This is a genomic window from Xanthobacter autotrophicus, assembly GCF_005871085.1.
GTDB lineage: Bacteria > Pseudomonadota > Alphaproteobacteria > Rhizobiales > Xanthobacteraceae > Xanthobacter > Xanthobacter autotrophicus.
Genome location: NZ_VAUP01000015.1, coordinates 380,426 through 396,032, shown reverse-complemented (window position 1 = coordinate 396,032; position 15,607 = coordinate 380,426). Strand labels below are relative to the sequence as shown.

The following is a 15,607-nucleotide window of genomic DNA, read 5'->3' as shown; positions in this document are numbered from 1 at the left end:
CACACTCCCGAGCCTTTGAAGTTGCCGCCCCGGCAGGGGCCCCAAGGCGCCGCGAAGCCGCCACAAAACCCCAGTGAAACGGAAAGCAACGCGCGACGTGAGCGTAGCTCGGAAAGTGTTTCCGAACGCCGCGCCTGGGGTGGGTCCTTATGGACGGACGTTGCATTCTCGAACGGGTGGCGCCGCTGGGCGTCGCGGGGCTTGGCTCCGGGCGACGCCCAAGAGGTTGCCGCTCCAACGCCGCGGCTCGGCCTTTCCGCGGCCCCGATATTGCCGCCACGCTCCGGCACCTTCCCTCCATCATGATTTTGGGCGGCACAACGAAGATCAGATATGCGGGCCGCGCGGCCGGACGCCTCGGGCGGTCGGCGGGCGCGCGGCGCGCCTGCGCCGCCCTGTTCGCGGGCGCCGTGGCGGCGGCATGTCTTTCGGTGCCGCTGGCCCTTGCGTTCGATGGAACGGCGCAGACGCTCCAGCCTTATGAGACCCAGCCCATGACGCCGCCGGCCGACGTGCCACTGGCGCCTGCCGTGCGTCCGGTGGACGAGGCCTTCCGCACCGGGGCCCAGGCCCTGCGCGCCGGCCAGACCGCCAAGGGCATCGACGCCCTCGGCTATGCCGCCTCCCAGGGCCACGCCATGGCCCAGTGGAAGCTCGGCCGCATCTATGCCGACGGCGACGGCGTGAAGCGCGACGACGCCAAGGCGTTCGACTATTTCTCCAAGATCGCCAACACCCATGCCGAGGACTACCCCGGCACGGCGCAATCCCGCTTCGTGGCCAATGCCTTCGTGGCGCTGGGCTCCTATTACCTCGTGGGCATTCCCTCCGCCGGGGTGAAGCGCGACGCCTCGCGGGCGCGGGACATGTTCTCCTATGCCGCCTCCTATTTCGGCGATGCGGATGCCCAGTACCATCTGGGCAAGCTCTATCTGGAAGGCGTCGGTGGCCCGCGCGATGCGCGCAACGCCGGTCGCTGGCTGACGCTGGCCTCGCAGAAGGGCCAGTTCCAGGCGCAGGCGACCCTGGGTCAGCTGCTGCTGCGGGGCGACGATGGGGTGCCGCGTCAGGCGGCGCGGGGCCTCATGTGGCTGACCCTGGCGCGTGATGCCGCGGTGCGACCCGAGGACAAATGGGTGGTGTCGCTTCAGGAGGAGGCTTTCGCCGACGCGACGCCGGACGAGCGCGAGAAAGCGCTGCTTTACCTTGAAAACTGGCTGAAGACCGCCAAGAGGTGAGGGCGGGAAGCGCCGGCTTCCGCCTTAGGCGCAATGGCGCCGGTAGGCGTCCATGACCTCTTTCGGCCACACGATCTGAAGCAAGGCTTCCTCGGGCCAAGGATCGCTTCCATAGGTGTAACCCTCCAAGGTTACGATGGAGGGGCCCACGAAAAAGATTGTAAATCCAATATTCAGGCGGATGAATAACGTTTCGGGGAAGTCACCGCTGACGTGGCGGTCGAATCTTTCGGGCTCAGTACCGTTCGCTGCATGGAAGTGGGTAAAAACGCCCTTCCCCGAATAGCTTCTGCCCTTCACTTTCAGATGGCGGATCTGGCCGATGGCGTCAGCCTCGGATCCGATCATGTTTGAGATGATATAGAAAAGAATCCTGCGTTCGGACTCCTCGATATCGGTCATGTATCCCCCGCGCTTAGGCTCGGTCTGCCGACTCGCCGCCCGGCGTCTCCTTCGGGGTCGTTTCAACCCCCGTTCGCCTCTTCCCGCTCCGCCTCATGCCGCGGCAGGCCGGTTCCGAGCTCTGCCGTCATCTCAAGCGCCGATTGCGTCCAGATGTGATGGGTGGGCGCCACGGCGTCCGGATCGTCCAGCGTGCCGACGGTCACGTCCACCGCAGCTTCCTTCGCCATGTCAAACAGGATCGGGCTGCCGCAATGGCCGCAGAACAGGCGCGTCACGCCCGGCGAGGATGAGAAGAGCGCCGGGGTGCCGGCCGTCATCTCGAAATCCGCCCGCGCCACGGTGAGCCACGGCAATGCCCCGGATCCCGAGGCCCGGCGGCACATGGTGCAATGGCACCAATAGGCGCTCTCAATGCGGCGCACCCGGTAGCGCAGGCGCCCGCACAGGCAGCCGCCGGCGTGGGATGCTTCCCACATGACCGAACTCAGGCCGCGATGGCGAGATCGGCCCAGATGGGCACATGGTCCGAGGGCTTCTCCCAGGCGCGCACATGCTTGTCGATGCCGGTGGCGATGAGCTTGTCCGCCGCCTGGGGCGACAGCAGCAGGTGGTCGATGCGAATGCCCATGTCGCGCTGCCACGCCCCCGCCTGGTAGTCCCAGAAGGTGTAGAGCCGCCCCGCGTCGGAGGTGGCGCGCAGGGCGTCGGTGAGCCCGAGATGGGTGAGCGAGCGGAACGCCGAGCGGGTGCGCGGCAGGAACAGGGCGTCATTCACCCAGGCGGAAGGGTCCGCCGCGTCGCGCGCCTCGGGGATCACGTTGAAGTCCCCGGCGAGGATCAGCGGCTCCTCCAGCTTCAGCCGGTCGGCGGCGAAGGCTTCAAGCCGCTCCATGAAGCCAAGCTTGTAGGGATATTTCTCGGTGTCCACCGGGTTGCCGTTGGGTAGGTACAGGCAGGCGACCCGCACCACGCCGCCCTTCACCGACACCACCGCCTCGATGAAACGGGCCTGCACGTCGCCATCGTCGCCAGCGAGGCCGTGGGTCACGTCCTCCAGCGGCAGGCGGGAGAGCAGGGCGACACCGTTGAAGCCCTTCTGCCCATGCACGGTGACGTTATAGCCAAGCTGCTCGAAGGCCTCCTTCGGGAAGGCCTCGGTCTGGCACTTGATCTCCTGGAGGCAGACGATGTCCGGCCGCGTCTCCCCCAGCCAGCGCACGGCGTGGTCCAGCCGCTGGCGGACGGAATTGACGTTCCAGGTGGCGATACGCATGGGGCGGGCTCCTTCGGAGGCGGAGGATACCCCGGTGCCGCCGGGAGGCAATGGCCGTTCCGGCGGGCGCACCGCAAATCCGGCCAAGGGGTACGAGGGCAAGGGTTGCGATGGCGGGCAAAGAGTGGCAGGAACGCCCCCTTGTCCTTCAGTGGCGGCGCAGTGGCATGACGTTCGCGTCCATCGAGTTTCTGTTCTACTTCTTCCCGTTGTTCCTTGCGTCTTATTTTTCCGCGAAGTCCATCACGACGCGGAACACTATTTTTCTTGCCTTCTCGCTCGTGTTTTATTCTGCGGGTTATACGCCCCATATTCTCATTCTATTGGCGTCGGTGGCGATCAACTTCCTGCTGGCCCGCGCCATCGACGATCGCGACGGGGCTCCGCGCCAGCGCCTGCTGGTCTATGGGGTCGCCTTCAATCTGCTTTTGCTTGGCATTTTCAAGTATACGGGCTTCCTGGTGGAGAACCTGAATGGTCTGATCGAGCCGCTGGGCGCGTCACTGCCCTTGCCGCGGATCTCGCTGCCGCTGGGCATTTCCTTCTATTCCTTCCACGCCATCTCGTACCTCGCCGACATCTACAAGCGGAAGGTGCGGGCCAATCGCGATCCAGCGCAGTTCGCGCTCTACATGTGCATGTTTCCGCAGTTGGTCGCCGGCCCTATCGTGCGCTACGCCACGGTGGCCAAGCAGCTGTCGCAGCGGCGCACAACCATGGGGCGGTTCTCCGCCGGGGCGCGGCTGTTCGTCATCGGCCTCGCCTGGAAGGTGCTGATCGCCGACGAGGTGGCGCGGCTCGCGGATGGGGTATTCGACACCACCACCCACCCCACCTTCGTGGAGGCCTGGCTCGGGCTCTACGCCTATACGGTGCAGATCTATTTCGACTTCGCCGGCTATTCCACCATGGCGGTGGGCCTCGGCGTGATGGTGGGCTTCGTGCTGCCGCGCAATTTCCGCGTGCCCTACACAGCTCATTCCATAACCGATTTCTGGCGGCGCTGGCACATGAGCCTGTCCGCTTTCCTGCGCGATTATCTCTACATCCCCTTGGGCGGTAACCGGCGCGGGGAATTGCGCACCTACCTGAACCTCTCCGCCGTGTTCCTGCTGTGCGGCCTGTGGCACGGGGCGAGCTGGAACTTCGTTATCTGGGGCGCCCATCATGGCGCCTTCCTCATCATCGAGCGGGCGTTCCTCGGCCGCTGGCTGAAACGGGCGCCGGGCGTCATGGCCCATCTTTATACGGTGCTGGCAGTGATGCTGGGCTGGGTGTGGTTTCGTGCCGACAGCCTCGGCGGCGCCATGGACATGTTCTCCGGACTCATCGGCCTCCACGGCTTCAGCCGGGCCTCGCTGGCGCTAGGCTTCGGGCTGACACCGCTGGCCATCGCGGCGCTGGTGGTGGGTGGGTTCATCGGCTTCTTCCGCTGGCCGCGCTGGAGGGCGCTGGCCGGCCAGGGGGCTTTTGCGACCGTGGCGGATTATGTCTTCATCGCCGTGCTGATGCTGGCGAGCGTGGCATGGGTGGGCGGCACCACGGCCACGCCATTCCTCTATTACCGGTTTTGAGGAGGCGCCATCGTGACCCTGCTCTCGCGTTCGCGCCGCCATGTGGGCCTGCTCGTCGCTGGCCTGTTCGGCTTCCTCCTGGTGTCCAACCTCATTCCGGATCCGCTGGCATCCGGCCAATGGCGGGTGCCGATCCCCGAAAGCTTCACCTGGAGCCAGACGCTGAACTACAAGTTCCGTAACATCGGCATCTATCTTCAGGATAATTTCGGCTTCCGCGCCACCCTGCCCATCCTGCGCCGGGATCTGCGCGAGGTGCTCGGTTCGCCCGACAGCCGGCCGTTCTATACGGGACGCGACGGCCAGCTGTTCTGGGGCCGCGAACAGACGCCGGCCCAGTCGGCGGGCGCGCTGGTGCGGACCGCCAACGTCGAGCGTTTCGTGACCATGGTGGGCGAGATGCAGCGGGTGCTGGCCCCGAGAGGCACCCGCGTCGTGGTCGCTATTCCGCCCAATGCCCAGTCGGTTGAGGTGGAGGCCCTGCCCAACTGGTACGACGCTTTGAACTATCCCACCACCGAATACGACCTCGCCCTCGCCGGATTGAAGGCGGAGGGCGTCACCACGGTCGACCTGCGGGCGGTGCTCAAGGCCAGTGCCCGGCCGCGGTACCTCATGACCGACACCCACTGGAACAGCCGTTCCAGTGTGCTGTCCTTCAATGCGGTGATGGTGGCGGCGGGGCATCCGGACTGGCAGGTGGACCCGGCGGCGGTGCTGGGGCCGCCCATTCCCGCCGCGCGGGGCGATCTGCTGCGCACCACCCGCCTGCCATCGAAGCCGGAGTCGGAAGAGCCCTTCGCCATCAAGGATCGTGCCGCCCCGGCACGGTTTGATCCGGCGCTGGTGCATCACAACGAGCACGCGGCCTTCAAGTCGCTGGCATATGACTACGCCCCCACGGGCCAGCGCGTGCTGATTCTCGGTGATTCCTTCACCGGCGGGTCATGGCCGCGCCTGTTTCTGAACGCGGATGTGAGCGTGGTGGCTTGGATTCACGAATCCCGACGCGTCACCGGCTCATGCGACTTCAATTTCGATGACGTGAAGGCCTTCGCCCCGGACCTCATCATCATGGCCCGGACCGAGCGCTTCTTTCCCTGCTACGGCGACGACTGGCCGGTGGGCCTGCCAAGGCCCTGGTTCCACGCCGTCCCGAAGAACGTGGCGCCGTGACGTTGCGTCGGACCCGAAGGTCTATGCTCCGACACGAGCACTGCGCAAAGACCAGCCGCCCACCCGGGCACGCCGGGTGGTGACGCCAGCGAGACGCAATAGGCCTCAGGACGCAAAAAGCGATCAGACCCCGAAGCTGGACCCGCACCCGCACTTGGCGGTGGCCATGGGGTTCGAGATCTTGAAGGCCGAGCCCATCAGGTCCGCCTTGTAATCGAGCTGGGAGCCCTTGATGTAGTCGATCGAGATGCGATCAACGACGATCTTGGCGCCTTCCTTCTCGATGACGAGGTCGTCCTCGCCCTGCTCGCGCGTCACGTCATACTTGTAGGAGAAGCCGGAGCAGCCGCCGCCTTCCACGCTGATGCGCAGGAACGTTCCGGCCGGTTCGGGCGAGAGGATCTGGCAGATGCGGCGCGCAGCGGCATCGGTCACGGTAAATTCGGTGTCGGGCGCCGGGAGGTCGGCGGCCGGGGTCGGGGCGAGAGTTGTTTCCATGATATCGACTTTACGAATTGAAGCTGGCAATGGCCCATAAGGTAAGTCCAACGGCCCCCGAGTTAAAGGGCGGTGTCGGAAAAACGTCGGCGAGGCTGTCCCATCCGGGCGCCAGCGTCGGTTGCGGGGCGCGGAAGGTGAGGGGACGATCATGGCGGTGAGCGGCGCGCTGCCTCGCGTATCGTGGGCCTGCGACGCGCAGCAGGTGCGCGGCCGGCTCTTCCCGGAAGGGGAAATGCCCCCGCGTAGCCCGTTCCGGCGCGACTGCGACCGCATCATCCATTCCACCGCCTTCCGGCGGCTGAAGCAGAAGACCCAGGTGTTCGTTTTCAACGAGGGCGACCATTACCGCACCCGCCTCACCCACACCCTGGAGGTGGTGCAGGTGGCCCGCTCCATCGCCCGCGCGCTGGGGCTCGACGAGGATCTGGCGGAGGCGCTGGCCCTCGCCCACGACCTCGGCCATCCGCCGTTCGCCCATGCCGGAGAACGGGCGCTCGACGCCTGCATGGCCGGGCACGGCGGGTTTGATCACAACGCCCAGTCGCTGCGGGTCGTCACCCGCATCGAGCGGCGCTATGCCCAGTTCGACGGCCTCAACCTCACATGGGAGACGCTCGAGGGCATCGCCAAGCACAACGGCCCGCTCACCGGCCGCGACGGTCGCGGCATCGGCCGCTATCTCGGTGGCCTGCCCCACGCTATCGAGGTGCATTCGGCGCAGCAGGATCTTGAGCTCTGGAGCCATGCTTCCGCCGAAGCGCAGGTGGCCGCCATCTCCGACGACATCGCCTATGACGTACACGACCTCGACGACGGGCTGCGGGCGCACATGTTCACCCTCGACGATCTCGCCGGCCTGCCTCTCGTGGGCGAGGCGCTGGGCGAGGTGCGCGGGCTCTATCCCGGGCTCGGGGTGGCGCGCACGGTCAACGAGATGCTCCGCCGCGTCATCACCCGCCTCATCGAGGACGTGGTGGCCGAGGGCTCAAGGCGCGCCGGGATGGCGGGGGTGGCCTCCGCCCAGGAGGTGCGCGCTCTCGAGCATCCCGTGATCGCCTTTTCCGACGCCATGCGGCAGAAGGAAAAGGCTTTGAAGGCCTTCCTCTTCTCGCGCATGTACCGTCACGAGCGGGTCGAACGGGTAATGGAGGAGGCGAAGGGGGTGCTGCGCGACCTGTTCGGCCATTTCATCGCCCATCCCGAGGACATGCCACCCTCCTGGCACGACGACCTGGACCAGCTCGACGACCGGCGGCTCGCCCGCCGCGTGACCGACTACATCGCCGGCATGACCGACCGCTACGCCCTCGACCAGCACGCCCGTTTCTTTGACTTGACGCCGGACTTGCGTTAGGCGCCGGGCCAAGCAACCCGATTGGACCCCGCCCCATGAACGTCTACGCGATCTTCGCCGATCACGTGCGCGAAGCCGTCGCCGCCCTTGTCGCCGAGGGCATCATCGCCAAGGACCTCGATCTTGCCCGCGTGGTCGTCGAGCCGCCGCGCGACGCGAGCCATGGCGATCTCGCCACCAATGCCGCCATGGTGCTGGCCAAGGATGCCGGCCTGAAGCCGCGGGATCTCGCCGAGCGTATCGCCGGCAAGCTTCGCGCGGTGGCGGGCGTGACGAAGGTGGATGTGGCCGGCCCTGGCTTCATCAACATCGCGTTGGACGGCTCGTTCTGGCCGGTGGTGCTGGCCGCCGTGCTCACGCAGGGGCTGGATTTCGGCCGCTCGCCGCTGGGCGCGGGTGAGAAGGTGAACGTGGAATACGTCTCCGCCAACCCCACCGGCCCCATGCATGTTGGCCATTGCCGGGGCGCGGTGTTCGGCGATGCGCTGGCGAGCCTCATGGATTTCGCCGGCTTTGCCGTGACCAAGGAATATTACATCAACGATGCCGGCGCGCAGGTGGACGTGCTGGCCCGTTCCGCCTTCCTGCGCTACCGCGAGGCGCTGGGTGAGGACATCGGCGAGATCCCGGAAGGTCTCTACCCGGGCGATTACCTGGTCCCGGTGGGGCAGAAGCTCGCCGCCGCGCACGGCCCGGCGCTCAAGGAGAAGAGCGAGGCGGAATGGCTGCCGCTGGTGCGGGCCGAGGCCATCGCGACCATGATGGTGGCGATCCGCGAGGATCTCGCGGCGCTGGGCATCTCCTTCGACGTGTTCTTCTCCGAGCGCTCCCTCTCCACCGGCGCGGTGGACCGCGTGGGCGCCGCCATCGAGGCGCTGCGCACGTCGGGGGAGGTCTATGAGGGCCGCCTGCCGCCGCCCAAGGGTGCGCCCATCGAGGATTGGGAGGATCGCGAGCAGACCCTGTTCCGCTCCACCGATTTCGGCGACGACGTGGATCGGCCGCTGAAGAAGTCGGACGGCAGCTACACCTATTTTGCCGGTGACATCGCTTATCACAAGGACAAGGTGGATCGCGGCTTCCTGAAGATGATCGACGTGTGGGGCGCCGACCACGGCGGCTATGTCAAGCGCATGCAGGCGGCGGTGAAGGCGGTATCCGGCGGACGGGCGAGCCTGGACGTGGAGCTGATCCAGCTGGTGCGGCTGTTCCGCGCCGGCGAGCCGGTGCGTATGTCCAAGCGCTCGGGCTCGTTCGTCACCCTGCGCGAGGTGGTGGATGAGGTGGGGCGCGACGCGGTCCGCTTCATGATGCTGTTCCGCAAGAACGACGCGCCGCTCGACTTCGATCTCGCCAAGGTGATCGAGCAGTCGCGTGAAAATCCGGTGTTTTACGTGCAGTATGCGCACGCGCGGGCCAAATCGATCCTGCGCAAGGCGACGGAGGAGTTCGCCGACCTGCCGCAGGAGGCGGTGTCTTTCGCCACCGCGCAGCTTGGCCGACTCGACGACGAGGGAGAAATCACGCTGCTGCGCCGGCTCGCCAGCTGGCCGCGTCTCGTGGAGCAGGCGGCGGGAGCGCGGGAGCCGCACCGCATCTCCTTCTTCCTGCACGAACTTGCCAGCGAGTTTCACGGCCAGTGGAACCGTGGAAAGGACTTGCCTCATTTACGCTTCATTATCGAGAATGATCGAGAGTTGACCTCGGCTCGCTTGGCCTTGGTCCATGGCGTGGCCACGGTGCTCGCCTCCGGTCTCAAGGTTCTGGGGGTGACGGCCGTAGACGAGATGAAATGATCGCTTGTCCCGTGGCTGCGGACGGAGCGGTTGGCCCACCAGGCTAGACTTCTCGGCGCGGTCTTGGATCCGCAGGTTCACGGGCGGCGACAACACATCGAGGCGATATGGTCGACGAAAGCAGGTTCCGCTACCGGCGTGATGAAGGTGCCGCGGAGGGTGGGCAGCGGCCCCGCTCCGCTCCGTCGTCCGCCGCGACGGGGGGCGATCCCCTGGCCGAGCTGGCCAGGCTGATCGGCGACGACGACCCGTTCGACGACTTCTCGGGCCTCGATCGTGCCCCGCAGGATCGGGCGCCCCAAGATCGTGCCCCTCAAGATCGTGCAACCCAGGATCGCACCCAGCAGGCCACCGATCCGCGCGGGCAGGACCCGCGCATCGACCCACGGTTTGATCCGCGCGTAGCGCAGCGCCAGGCGGCGCCGGCCGCGCCCGCCTATCCCGATCCCCGGACGGTCGCCCGCGCTCCGGCGCGTCCCGTGCCGCCGCCGGCTCCCACCTACTACGACGACGAGGACGACGAGGACTGGGAAGCCGAGCCGCAGGCCAGCCATCAGGCCGCGCCGCCCCCCGCCCATGCGCCCGCCCGTCCGGTGTCCAATCAGGCGCCGGTACGCCCCGCGCCCGCGGTCCCTCCGCGTCCGTCCAGCCCCTCGCTTTATGCCCCGCCACCTGCGCCCCAGCCCGCCGTGCCGGCCGCACGCGCCGTCCAACCCCAGGCGGCGCCCTCCTTCGCGCCCGCACCAGCCGCCACGCGCGGTGCCCCTGACGCAACGGTGCGCTCCGGCTATGGGTCGCTATCCCGCGTGGCTCCGCCCGTGGGCGGGCAGGACCGGGACGAAGACGATTACGAGGATGATTACGACGACCTGCCGCCCGCCCGCCCGGCGGGTGCCGCCGCCTATGGCCAGCAGGCCGGATATGCCCCCTCGCGTCAGGATCCCCGTCAGGACCCCCGCACCGGCGCCCGTGTCGACCCGCGCTCCCATGCGGCTGCCCAGGGCCGCAGCTATGAGGCGGAGGACGACGAGGCGGGGTATGCCTATTCGGCCGCCCGTCGCGACGACGACGGCTATGACGACTACGATGACACCTATGATCCGGAATATGGGGAAGACGGCTACATGCCGCCCCATGGCGAGGAGATGTACGACGCCGAGCCGCGCCGTCGTAAAGGTCGCCTCGCGCTGATTCTCGGTGTCTCGGTGCTGGGTCTGGTGGTGGCGGGCGTCGCCGGCGTGTTCGCCTTCAATATGGCGTCGGGCAGGTCCTCCCTGACCGCGGCGAGCACGACTCCGGTGATCAAGGCCGACACCGCACCGGCCAAGACCGCCACGCCCGCGCCCCAGTCCGCCGATGGCGGGCAAAAAATGATCTACGATCGCATGGGCGCCAACGCCGGCAACGAGCGCATGGTCTCGCGCGAGGAGCAGCCGGTGGATGTCACCGCCGCCGCCCGGGCTCTGCCCGCGGATACGAGCGCGCCGCCGCCCGCCCCCATGCAGGCCACCCAGAACCTGACCGAGCCTAAGCGGGTCCGCACCGTGGCCGTGCGCGCCGACGGCAGCTTTGCCCAGACCGTGCCCGGCACTGTGTCGGCCTATGCGCCGATGCAGAATCCCATCCCGGCCGGCCTGCCGGACCCGAACCCGGTCACTACCGTTCCGGCCGTAGCGCCCAGCCAGACGGCCTCCATCAACCCCGCGCCATCCGCCGCCGGGGCCTATGTGGTGCAGGTGGCATCCCAGCGCTCGGAAGCCGATGCCATGGGCTCCTGGCGCGCCTTGCAGACCAAGTATCCCAATCTGCTCGGCAACTACCGGGCCACCGTGAAGAAGGCGGACCTCGGCGACAAGGGCATCTATTACCGTGCCCAGGTCGGCCCCTTCGCCAGCCGCGACCAGGCCAACGAGCTGTGCCAGTCCCTGCGCGCCCAGGGCGGTGACTGCGTCGTCAACAAGAACTGACGACGCCGGTCGCTCGGCCGCCGCCTCATGAAAAAGGCCGCCTCTCGGGGCGGCCTTTTGCGTTTCAGGGTTCGGTGATCAGTCTGCCTTGAGCGGCAGGCCGAGGCGGCCCGCCAGATCCTGCACAAACTGGAAGGCGGTGCGGCCCGAGCGGGCGCCGCGAGTGGTGGCCCATTCCAGCGCCTGCGGCCGCCACTGCTCTTCCGGCACACCGAGGCCGTGATGGGCCACATAGCCGTCCACCATGGAAAGATATTCGTCCTGGCTGCACTTGTGGAAGCCCAGCCACAGGCCGAACCGGTCGGAGAGGGAGACCTTTTCCTCCACTGCCTCGCCGGGATTGATGGCGGTGGAGCGCTCGTTCTCCATCATGTCGCGGGGCAAAAGGTGGCGGCGGTTGGAGGTGGCGTAGAAGATGACGTTGTCCGGCCGCCCCTCGATGCCGCCTTCCAGCACCGCCTTGAGCGACTTGTAGGAGGTGTCGTCGGAATCAAACGAGAGGTCGTCGCAGAACACGATGAAGCGGTGCGCCGACCCGCGCACCAGGCCCATAAGGGCAGGCAGGGCCTCGATGTCCTCGCGGTGGATCTCCACCAGCTTGAGGCGGGACGCCTGCGCGGCGCGGTCGCGGTTGATGCGGGCATGGGCGGCCTTCACCAGTGAGCTCTTGCCCATGCCCCGCGCGCCCCACAGCAGCGCATTGTTGGCCGGCAAGCCACGGGCGAAGCGAGACGTGTTCTCCACCAATTGGTCACGCACCCGGTCGATGCCCTGCAACAGGTCCATCTCCACCCGGTTCACGCGCGGCACCGGTTCGAAGCGCGGCGGTTCGTTGTGCCACACGAAGGCGTCGGCGGCCTCGAAATCAGGTGTCGGCACGGCGGGCGGGGCAAGGCGCTCCAGCGCATCGGCGATGCGGGCGAGCACCTCCAGCGTTGCGGCGGCGGCGAGCGCGGGGTCGGTCTGTTGTGTCATCTTGGTCCTCCCGTGCGGGGGATTAGGACGGGCCGCCAGCCGCCGCAAGGCGCCGCCGCGCCGGTGTTGCGCAAAAGCCATGCGACGCGCGCATGCGCGGAAAATGCCGCGCCGCAGCAATCTTGCCCTAACTTTTCCGCACCCATGATGAAAGTCGCTTCCGCCGCTGCCGTGCGGCACCGTATTCACCCTGCCCGGAGGCCAACGCCGATGATGCCACGCACCACCGCCGCGCTTCTTCTGCCGGTCCTGCTGATCGCCGCCGCGCCCGTCCGCGCCGATTCCAGCAGCGAGACGAAGAAGACGCTGAATGCCGACGGCAGCGTCTCCATGACCTATTGGAGCGCGGTGGAGGATATCGGCACGGTGTTCGGCATGGATCTGTCCAAGTCGGCGACCAGCGCCGCGCCCGTGGTGGTCTCCGGCGCCAGCGACCTTGGCGGCACCGCCTATGCCAAGGTCACGCTCTCCCAGCTTCCCGACTGGCTGCTGTGGCAGAAGGGGACGGTGAACGTCTCCCTCGATCCCGCTGGCGCCACCGGCAAGGTGGCCACCACCTTCTCCCGCACCGTCACGCTGGCGAGCGGCCTCGACGCGACGTTGGCGGACACTTATCGCGTGGCGTCGGGCGCGTCGGAAGCGTGGGAGACCGACAAGTCCGTCAGCCTGAAGCTGGTGGAGACCGGCACCACCTTCTCCCTCGCCACCAAGGCCACGCAGGAGACGCCCACCCTGCTGCCGAGCCTCAGCGCGCAGCAGAAGGTGCTGGGCGACATTACCGTCACCACCGCGCTGGCCGATACCGGCTCCACGCTCAACAAGAGCATCACCGCCGGCTTCACCCACCGCTGGTGAGCCGTCAGCCCCAGATGATGGCGACGAGGAAGCGCGAGGCCACCAGCAGCAGGAACACGCCGAAGCCGATTTCCAGCTGCCGGCGTCCCAGCCGGTGGGCGAGCCGCGCGCCGAAAGGCGCCACCAGTGCCGCCACCGGCGCGATGCAGACAAATCCGATCACCGAGACATAGCCCAGAGAGAGCGGCGGCAGCTGGGAGAGGTGCGGCCAGCCGGCGATGGCATAGCCGATGACGCCGGGAATGGGGATGATGATGCCGATGCCGGCGGAGGTGGCCACCGCCGCATGGATCGGCACCCCGTAGAGCAGCAGGATGTTGGTGGCGATGCCGCCCCCTGAAATCCCCACCAGCGACGACGCGAGGCCGATGACGAAGCCATAGGCCCGCATGGTGCCGGGCCCGGGCAGATGCTCCGCGATGCGGATGTCGTTGCGGCCGAGCAGGCTTTTCAGCCCCAGCAGCGAGATGACCACCACGAACACCGCCTGCAACACCCATCCCGCCACCACCGCAGCGATGGCGCTGCCGGTGAGGATGCCGACGATGGCCGGCACCCGCCAGTTACGCACCACGCCGGGCAGCACCGCGCCCTTCTTCATGTGGGCGTTGTGGGAGGAGATGGCGGTGGGAATGATGATGGCGAGCGAAGTGCCCACGCACAGCTGCATGCGCAGGCTGTCGTCCACTCCGAGCACGCCGAACACCTCGTACAGCACCGGCACGATGACGCCGCCGCCGCCGATGCCCAGCATGCCGGCGATGAGCCCCGTGAGCACCCCGCCCGCCAGCATCGCTCCTGCGAGCATGACGATGTCGTGGGTGGAGATGGAGGCGAGCATGGGGCAGGTCCGGCAAACGTGAGCGGCACAGGGAGTGCTGCAGGAGTGGCGCGGATCGGCGCGCCTGTCCACCGCCGCAGCCGCATACACGCGTTCAGGAGCCGCGCATGGCGTGCAGATCGCGCCGGAAGGGCAGGGTGCTCAGGCCGCCACAGGCTGGCGCCGGCGCACCTCGTCCACGGCCGCCCGCAGCACGTCGAGACCGGCGCCGGGCCGGATGGCCTCGGTGGAGAGATGACGGCGGAAGATGCGCGCGCCCTTGCGGCCGGTGAACAGGCCCAGCATGTGGCGGGTGATGTCGGAGAGCCGTCCGCCGGCCTCCAGATGGTGCGCCACATAGGGCTCGAACGCCTCCACCGCGGCGAAGCCGTCGGCATGCGGGGCGAGCGTGCCGAACAGCAGCGGATCCACGCCGAGGAGCAGTTCGGGGTCTTGGTAGGCGGCGCGGCCCAGCATCATGCCGTCGAGGCCGCGCGCCTCTTCCATGCCCTGGGCGAGGCTGGCGATGCCGCCATTGAGCGCCACCGGCACATGGGGCAGGCGGGCCTTCAGGCGGCGCACACGGTCATAGTCGAGGGGCGGGATATCGCGGTTCTCGCGGGGCGACAGGCCCTTCAGCCACGCCTTGCGGGCATGGACGATGAGCGCATCCGTGCCCGCCGCCACCACGGCGTCGGCGAGGCGATCGAGGGCTTCTTCCGGGTCCTGGTCGTCCACGCCGATGCGGCACTTGACGGTGACGGGAATGGCCACGACCGCCTTCATGGCGGCGACGCAATCGGCCACCAGCTCCGGCTCGCGCATGAGGCAGGCGCCGAAATTGCCACCCTGCACCCGATCGGACGGGCAGCCCACGTTGAGGTTGATCTCGTCATAGCCGTAATCGGCGCAGATCCGCGCCGCCTGCGCCAGCTCCGCCGGATCGCTTCCGCCGAGCTGCACCGCCACCGGGTGCTCATCGGGCGAGAAACCCAGCAGGCGCGCGCGATCGCCGTGGAGGATCGCGGGGGCGGTGACCATCTCCGTGTAGAGCCGCGCCTGGCGCGAGAGGGTGCGGTGGAAGGCCCGGCAATGGCGGTCCGTCCAATCCATCATGGGTGCTACCGAGAATATAAATGATTGATTTTTCAACATTATTTTTGCAATTTCAAGGCGTTGGGTCTCGTCGTGTGCACTCGACTTTTCGCCACGATACGCCCCAATTTCCGATTTTTCGACGCGTGAGTGCACACGGATGAACCCCGACACGCCGCTCTCATCTTCAAGATCTCGCACGCTCCAGCTAATGGTAGATTCCTTTACCTCAAGTGCTCCCCGCCTTGCGGAAGCTTCGGTGCTCGGTGGCCGCCACGGAGTAGCGCAGATGCCGCAACTCGATCGAGGGGAAAACGGCGCAGCCATCCGGGCTCCGGCGTGTTGAACGGATTCGGGATATTGATACCCAAAGTTGCGGGGAGAGGCGATGGTCGCTGAGGACTCTCGCATCAGCTCTGACCAGATGTCCCGCGCGCCGGGATGGTTGTGATCTGCCGCCTCGGGCAGGACGCTGACGCGCCTGAGCGATGGCTTGTGTGCCGCCGTCGTTCAGGACCGGGACAGCCCTGAGTGCTCACCTTGCAGGTCTGGGTGGACGCTCCGGCAAACGCCAGAGG

14 protein-coding genes are annotated in these 15,607 nt (G+C 67.4%); 7 read left to right on the top strand and 7 right to left on the bottom strand.

Going from position 1 to position 15,607, the window contains the following annotated elements; translation table 11 throughout:
* Window positions 1-302 precede the first annotated feature (302 nt).
* Entirely contained in the window at window positions 303-1,238 is a 936-nt protein-coding gene (locus FBQ73_RS06580; RefSeq protein WP_138398677.1) for a tetratricopeptide repeat protein, read from the top strand.
* Window positions 1,239-1,262: 24 nt separating this feature from the next.
* Here the strand turns inward: FBQ73_RS06580 and FBQ73_RS06575 are convergent, their stop codons facing one another.
* The 3 genes from FBQ73_RS06575 to xth all read right to left on the bottom strand — a co-directional run bounded on the left by FBQ73_RS06575 (window position 1,263) and on the right by xth (window position 2,916).
* Window positions 1,263-1,640, bottom strand: a complete 378-nt coding sequence (locus FBQ73_RS06575; protein ID WP_138398676.1) for a hypothetical protein — start codon at window positions 1,638-1,640, stop codon at window positions 1,263-1,265.
* A 62-nt stretch (window positions 1,641-1,702) separates the two neighbouring features.
* Window positions 1,703-2,119 carry a GFA family protein gene (locus FBQ73_RS06570; RefSeq protein ID WP_138398675.1) on the bottom strand — a complete coding sequence of 139 codons (417 nt, stop codon included), beginning with the start codon at window positions 2,117-2,119 and terminating at the stop codon, window positions 1,703-1,705.
* 8 nt (window positions 2,120-2,127) lie between these two features.
* Complete coding sequence (xth, locus tag FBQ73_RS06565; protein ID WP_138398674.1) at window positions 2,128-2,916, bottom strand: exodeoxyribonuclease III; 789 nt, start codon at window positions 2,914-2,916, stop codon at window positions 2,128-2,130.
* Window positions 2,917-3,083: 167 nt separating this feature from the next.
* Between xth and FBQ73_RS06560 the strand changes: the two genes are divergently transcribed.
* Together FBQ73_RS06560 and FBQ73_RS06555 are read left to right on the top strand one after the other, a co-directional pair.
* Complete coding sequence (locus tag FBQ73_RS06560) at window positions 3,084-4,490, top strand: MBOAT family O-acyltransferase (protein ID WP_138398673.1); 1,407 nt, start codon at window positions 3,084-3,086, stop codon at window positions 4,488-4,490.
* Between the two features lie 12 nt (window positions 4,491-4,502).
* The gene (locus FBQ73_RS06555; RefSeq protein ID WP_170218765.1) at window positions 4,503-5,666 is read left to right on the top strand and encodes an alginate O-acetyltransferase AlgX-related protein; all 1,164 of its coding nucleotides are present in this window, start codon (window positions 4,503-4,505) and stop codon (window positions 5,664-5,666) included.
* A gap of 123 nt (window positions 5,667-5,789) precedes the next feature.
* Here the strand turns inward: FBQ73_RS06555 and FBQ73_RS06550 are convergent, their stop codons facing one another.
* Window positions 5,790-6,164 (bottom strand): HesB/IscA family protein, encoded by a 375-nt coding sequence (locus FBQ73_RS06550; protein ID WP_138398671.1) that lies wholly within the window; start codon window positions 6,162-6,164, stop codon window positions 5,790-5,792.
* Window positions 6,165-6,315: 151 nt separating this feature from the next.
* Between FBQ73_RS06550 and FBQ73_RS06545 the strand changes: the two genes are divergently transcribed.
* The 3 genes from FBQ73_RS06545 to FBQ73_RS06535 all read left to right on the top strand — a co-directional run bounded on the left by FBQ73_RS06545 (window position 6,316) and on the right by FBQ73_RS06535 (window position 11,284).
* Window positions 6,316-7,521 carry a deoxyguanosinetriphosphate triphosphohydrolase gene (locus FBQ73_RS06545; protein WP_138398670.1) on the top strand — a complete coding sequence of 402 codons (1,206 nt, stop codon included), beginning with the start codon at window positions 6,316-6,318 and terminating at the stop codon, window positions 7,519-7,521.
* Between the two features lie 35 nt (window positions 7,522-7,556).
* Window positions 7,557-9,317 (top strand): arginine--tRNA ligase, encoded by a 1,761-nt coding sequence (argS, locus tag FBQ73_RS06540; protein WP_138398669.1) that lies wholly within the window; start codon window positions 7,557-7,559, stop codon window positions 9,315-9,317.
* Window positions 9,318-9,424: 107 nt separating this feature from the next.
* Window positions 9,425-11,284 carry an SPOR domain-containing protein gene (locus FBQ73_RS06535; protein ID WP_138398668.1) on the top strand — a complete coding sequence of 620 codons (1,860 nt, stop codon included), beginning with the start codon at window positions 9,425-9,427 and terminating at the stop codon, window positions 11,282-11,284.
* A gap of 78 nt (window positions 11,285-11,362) precedes the next feature.
* Here FBQ73_RS06535 and FBQ73_RS06530 read toward each other — a convergent pair whose 3' ends face one another.
* Window positions 11,363-12,259, bottom strand: a complete 897-nt coding sequence (locus FBQ73_RS06530; RefSeq protein WP_138398667.1) for an ATP-binding protein — start codon at window positions 12,257-12,259, stop codon at window positions 11,363-11,365.
* A 210-nt stretch (window positions 12,260-12,469) separates the two neighbouring features.
* Here FBQ73_RS06530 and FBQ73_RS06525 point away from each other — a divergent pair, with 210 nt between their 5' ends.
* On the top strand, window positions 12,470-13,114 hold the full coding sequence (locus FBQ73_RS06525) for a hypothetical protein (protein WP_138398666.1): 645 nt from the start codon (window positions 12,470-12,472) through the stop codon (window positions 13,112-13,114).
* A 4-nt stretch (window positions 13,115-13,118) separates the two neighbouring features.
* On the opposite strand, the gene FBQ73_RS06520 is transcribed toward FBQ73_RS06525, so the two are convergent.
* Both FBQ73_RS06520 and dusA read right to left on the bottom strand, forming a co-directional pair.
* Window positions 13,119-13,955 carry a sulfite exporter TauE/SafE family protein gene (locus FBQ73_RS06520; protein WP_138398665.1) on the bottom strand — a complete coding sequence of 279 codons (837 nt, stop codon included), beginning with the start codon at window positions 13,953-13,955 and terminating at the stop codon, window positions 13,119-13,121.
* A 141-nt stretch (window positions 13,956-14,096) separates the two neighbouring features.
* A complete protein-coding gene (dusA, locus tag FBQ73_RS06515; protein WP_138398664.1) occupies window positions 14,097-15,089 on the bottom strand; it encodes a tRNA dihydrouridine(20/20a) synthase DusA in 993 nt (330 codons plus the stop codon).
* Window positions 15,090-15,607 lie beyond the last annotated feature (518 nt).

Bases quoted from the DNA above. Each gene is read 5' to 3' on its own strand.
- FBQ73_RS06580 (WP_138398677.1), top strand. From the start codon at position 303: ATGATTTTGGGCGGCACAACGAAGATCAGATATGCGGGCCGCGCGGCC.
- FBQ73_RS06575 (WP_138398676.1), bottom strand. From the start codon at position 1,640: ATGACCGATATCGAGGAGTCCGAACGCAGGATTCTTTTCTATATCATC.
- FBQ73_RS06570 (WP_138398675.1), bottom strand. From the start codon at position 2,119: ATGTGGGAAGCATCCCACGCCGGCGGCTGCCTGTGCGGGCGCCTGCGC.
- xth (WP_138398674.1), bottom strand. From the start codon at position 2,916: ATGCGTATCGCCACCTGGAACGTCAATTCCGTCCGCCAGCGGCTGGAC.
- FBQ73_RS06560 (WP_138398673.1), top strand. From the start codon at position 3,084: ATGACGTTCGCGTCCATCGAGTTTCTGTTCTACTTCTTCCCGTTGTTC.
- FBQ73_RS06550 (WP_138398671.1), bottom strand. From the start codon at position 6,164: ATGGAAACAACTCTCGCCCCGACCCCGGCCGCCGACCTCCCGGCGCCC.
- FBQ73_RS06545 (WP_138398670.1), top strand. From the start codon at position 6,316: ATGGCGGTGAGCGGCGCGCTGCCTCGCGTATCGTGGGCCTGCGACGCG.
- argS (WP_138398669.1), top strand. From the start codon at position 7,557: ATGAACGTCTACGCGATCTTCGCCGATCACGTGCGCGAAGCCGTCGCC.
- FBQ73_RS06535 (WP_138398668.1), top strand. From the start codon at position 9,425: ATGGTCGACGAAAGCAGGTTCCGCTACCGGCGTGATGAAGGTGCCGCG.
- FBQ73_RS06530 (WP_138398667.1), bottom strand. From the start codon at position 12,259: ATGACACAACAGACCGACCCCGCGCTCGCCGCCGCCGCAACGCTGGAG.
- FBQ73_RS06525 (WP_138398666.1), top strand. From the start codon at position 12,470: ATGATGCCACGCACCACCGCCGCGCTTCTTCTGCCGGTCCTGCTGATC.
- FBQ73_RS06520 (WP_138398665.1), bottom strand. From the start codon at position 13,955: ATGCTCGCCTCCATCTCCACCCACGACATCGTCATGCTCGCAGGAGCG.
- dusA (WP_138398664.1), bottom strand. From the start codon at position 15,089: ATGTTGAAAAATCAATCATTTATATTCTCGGTAGCACCCATGATGGAT.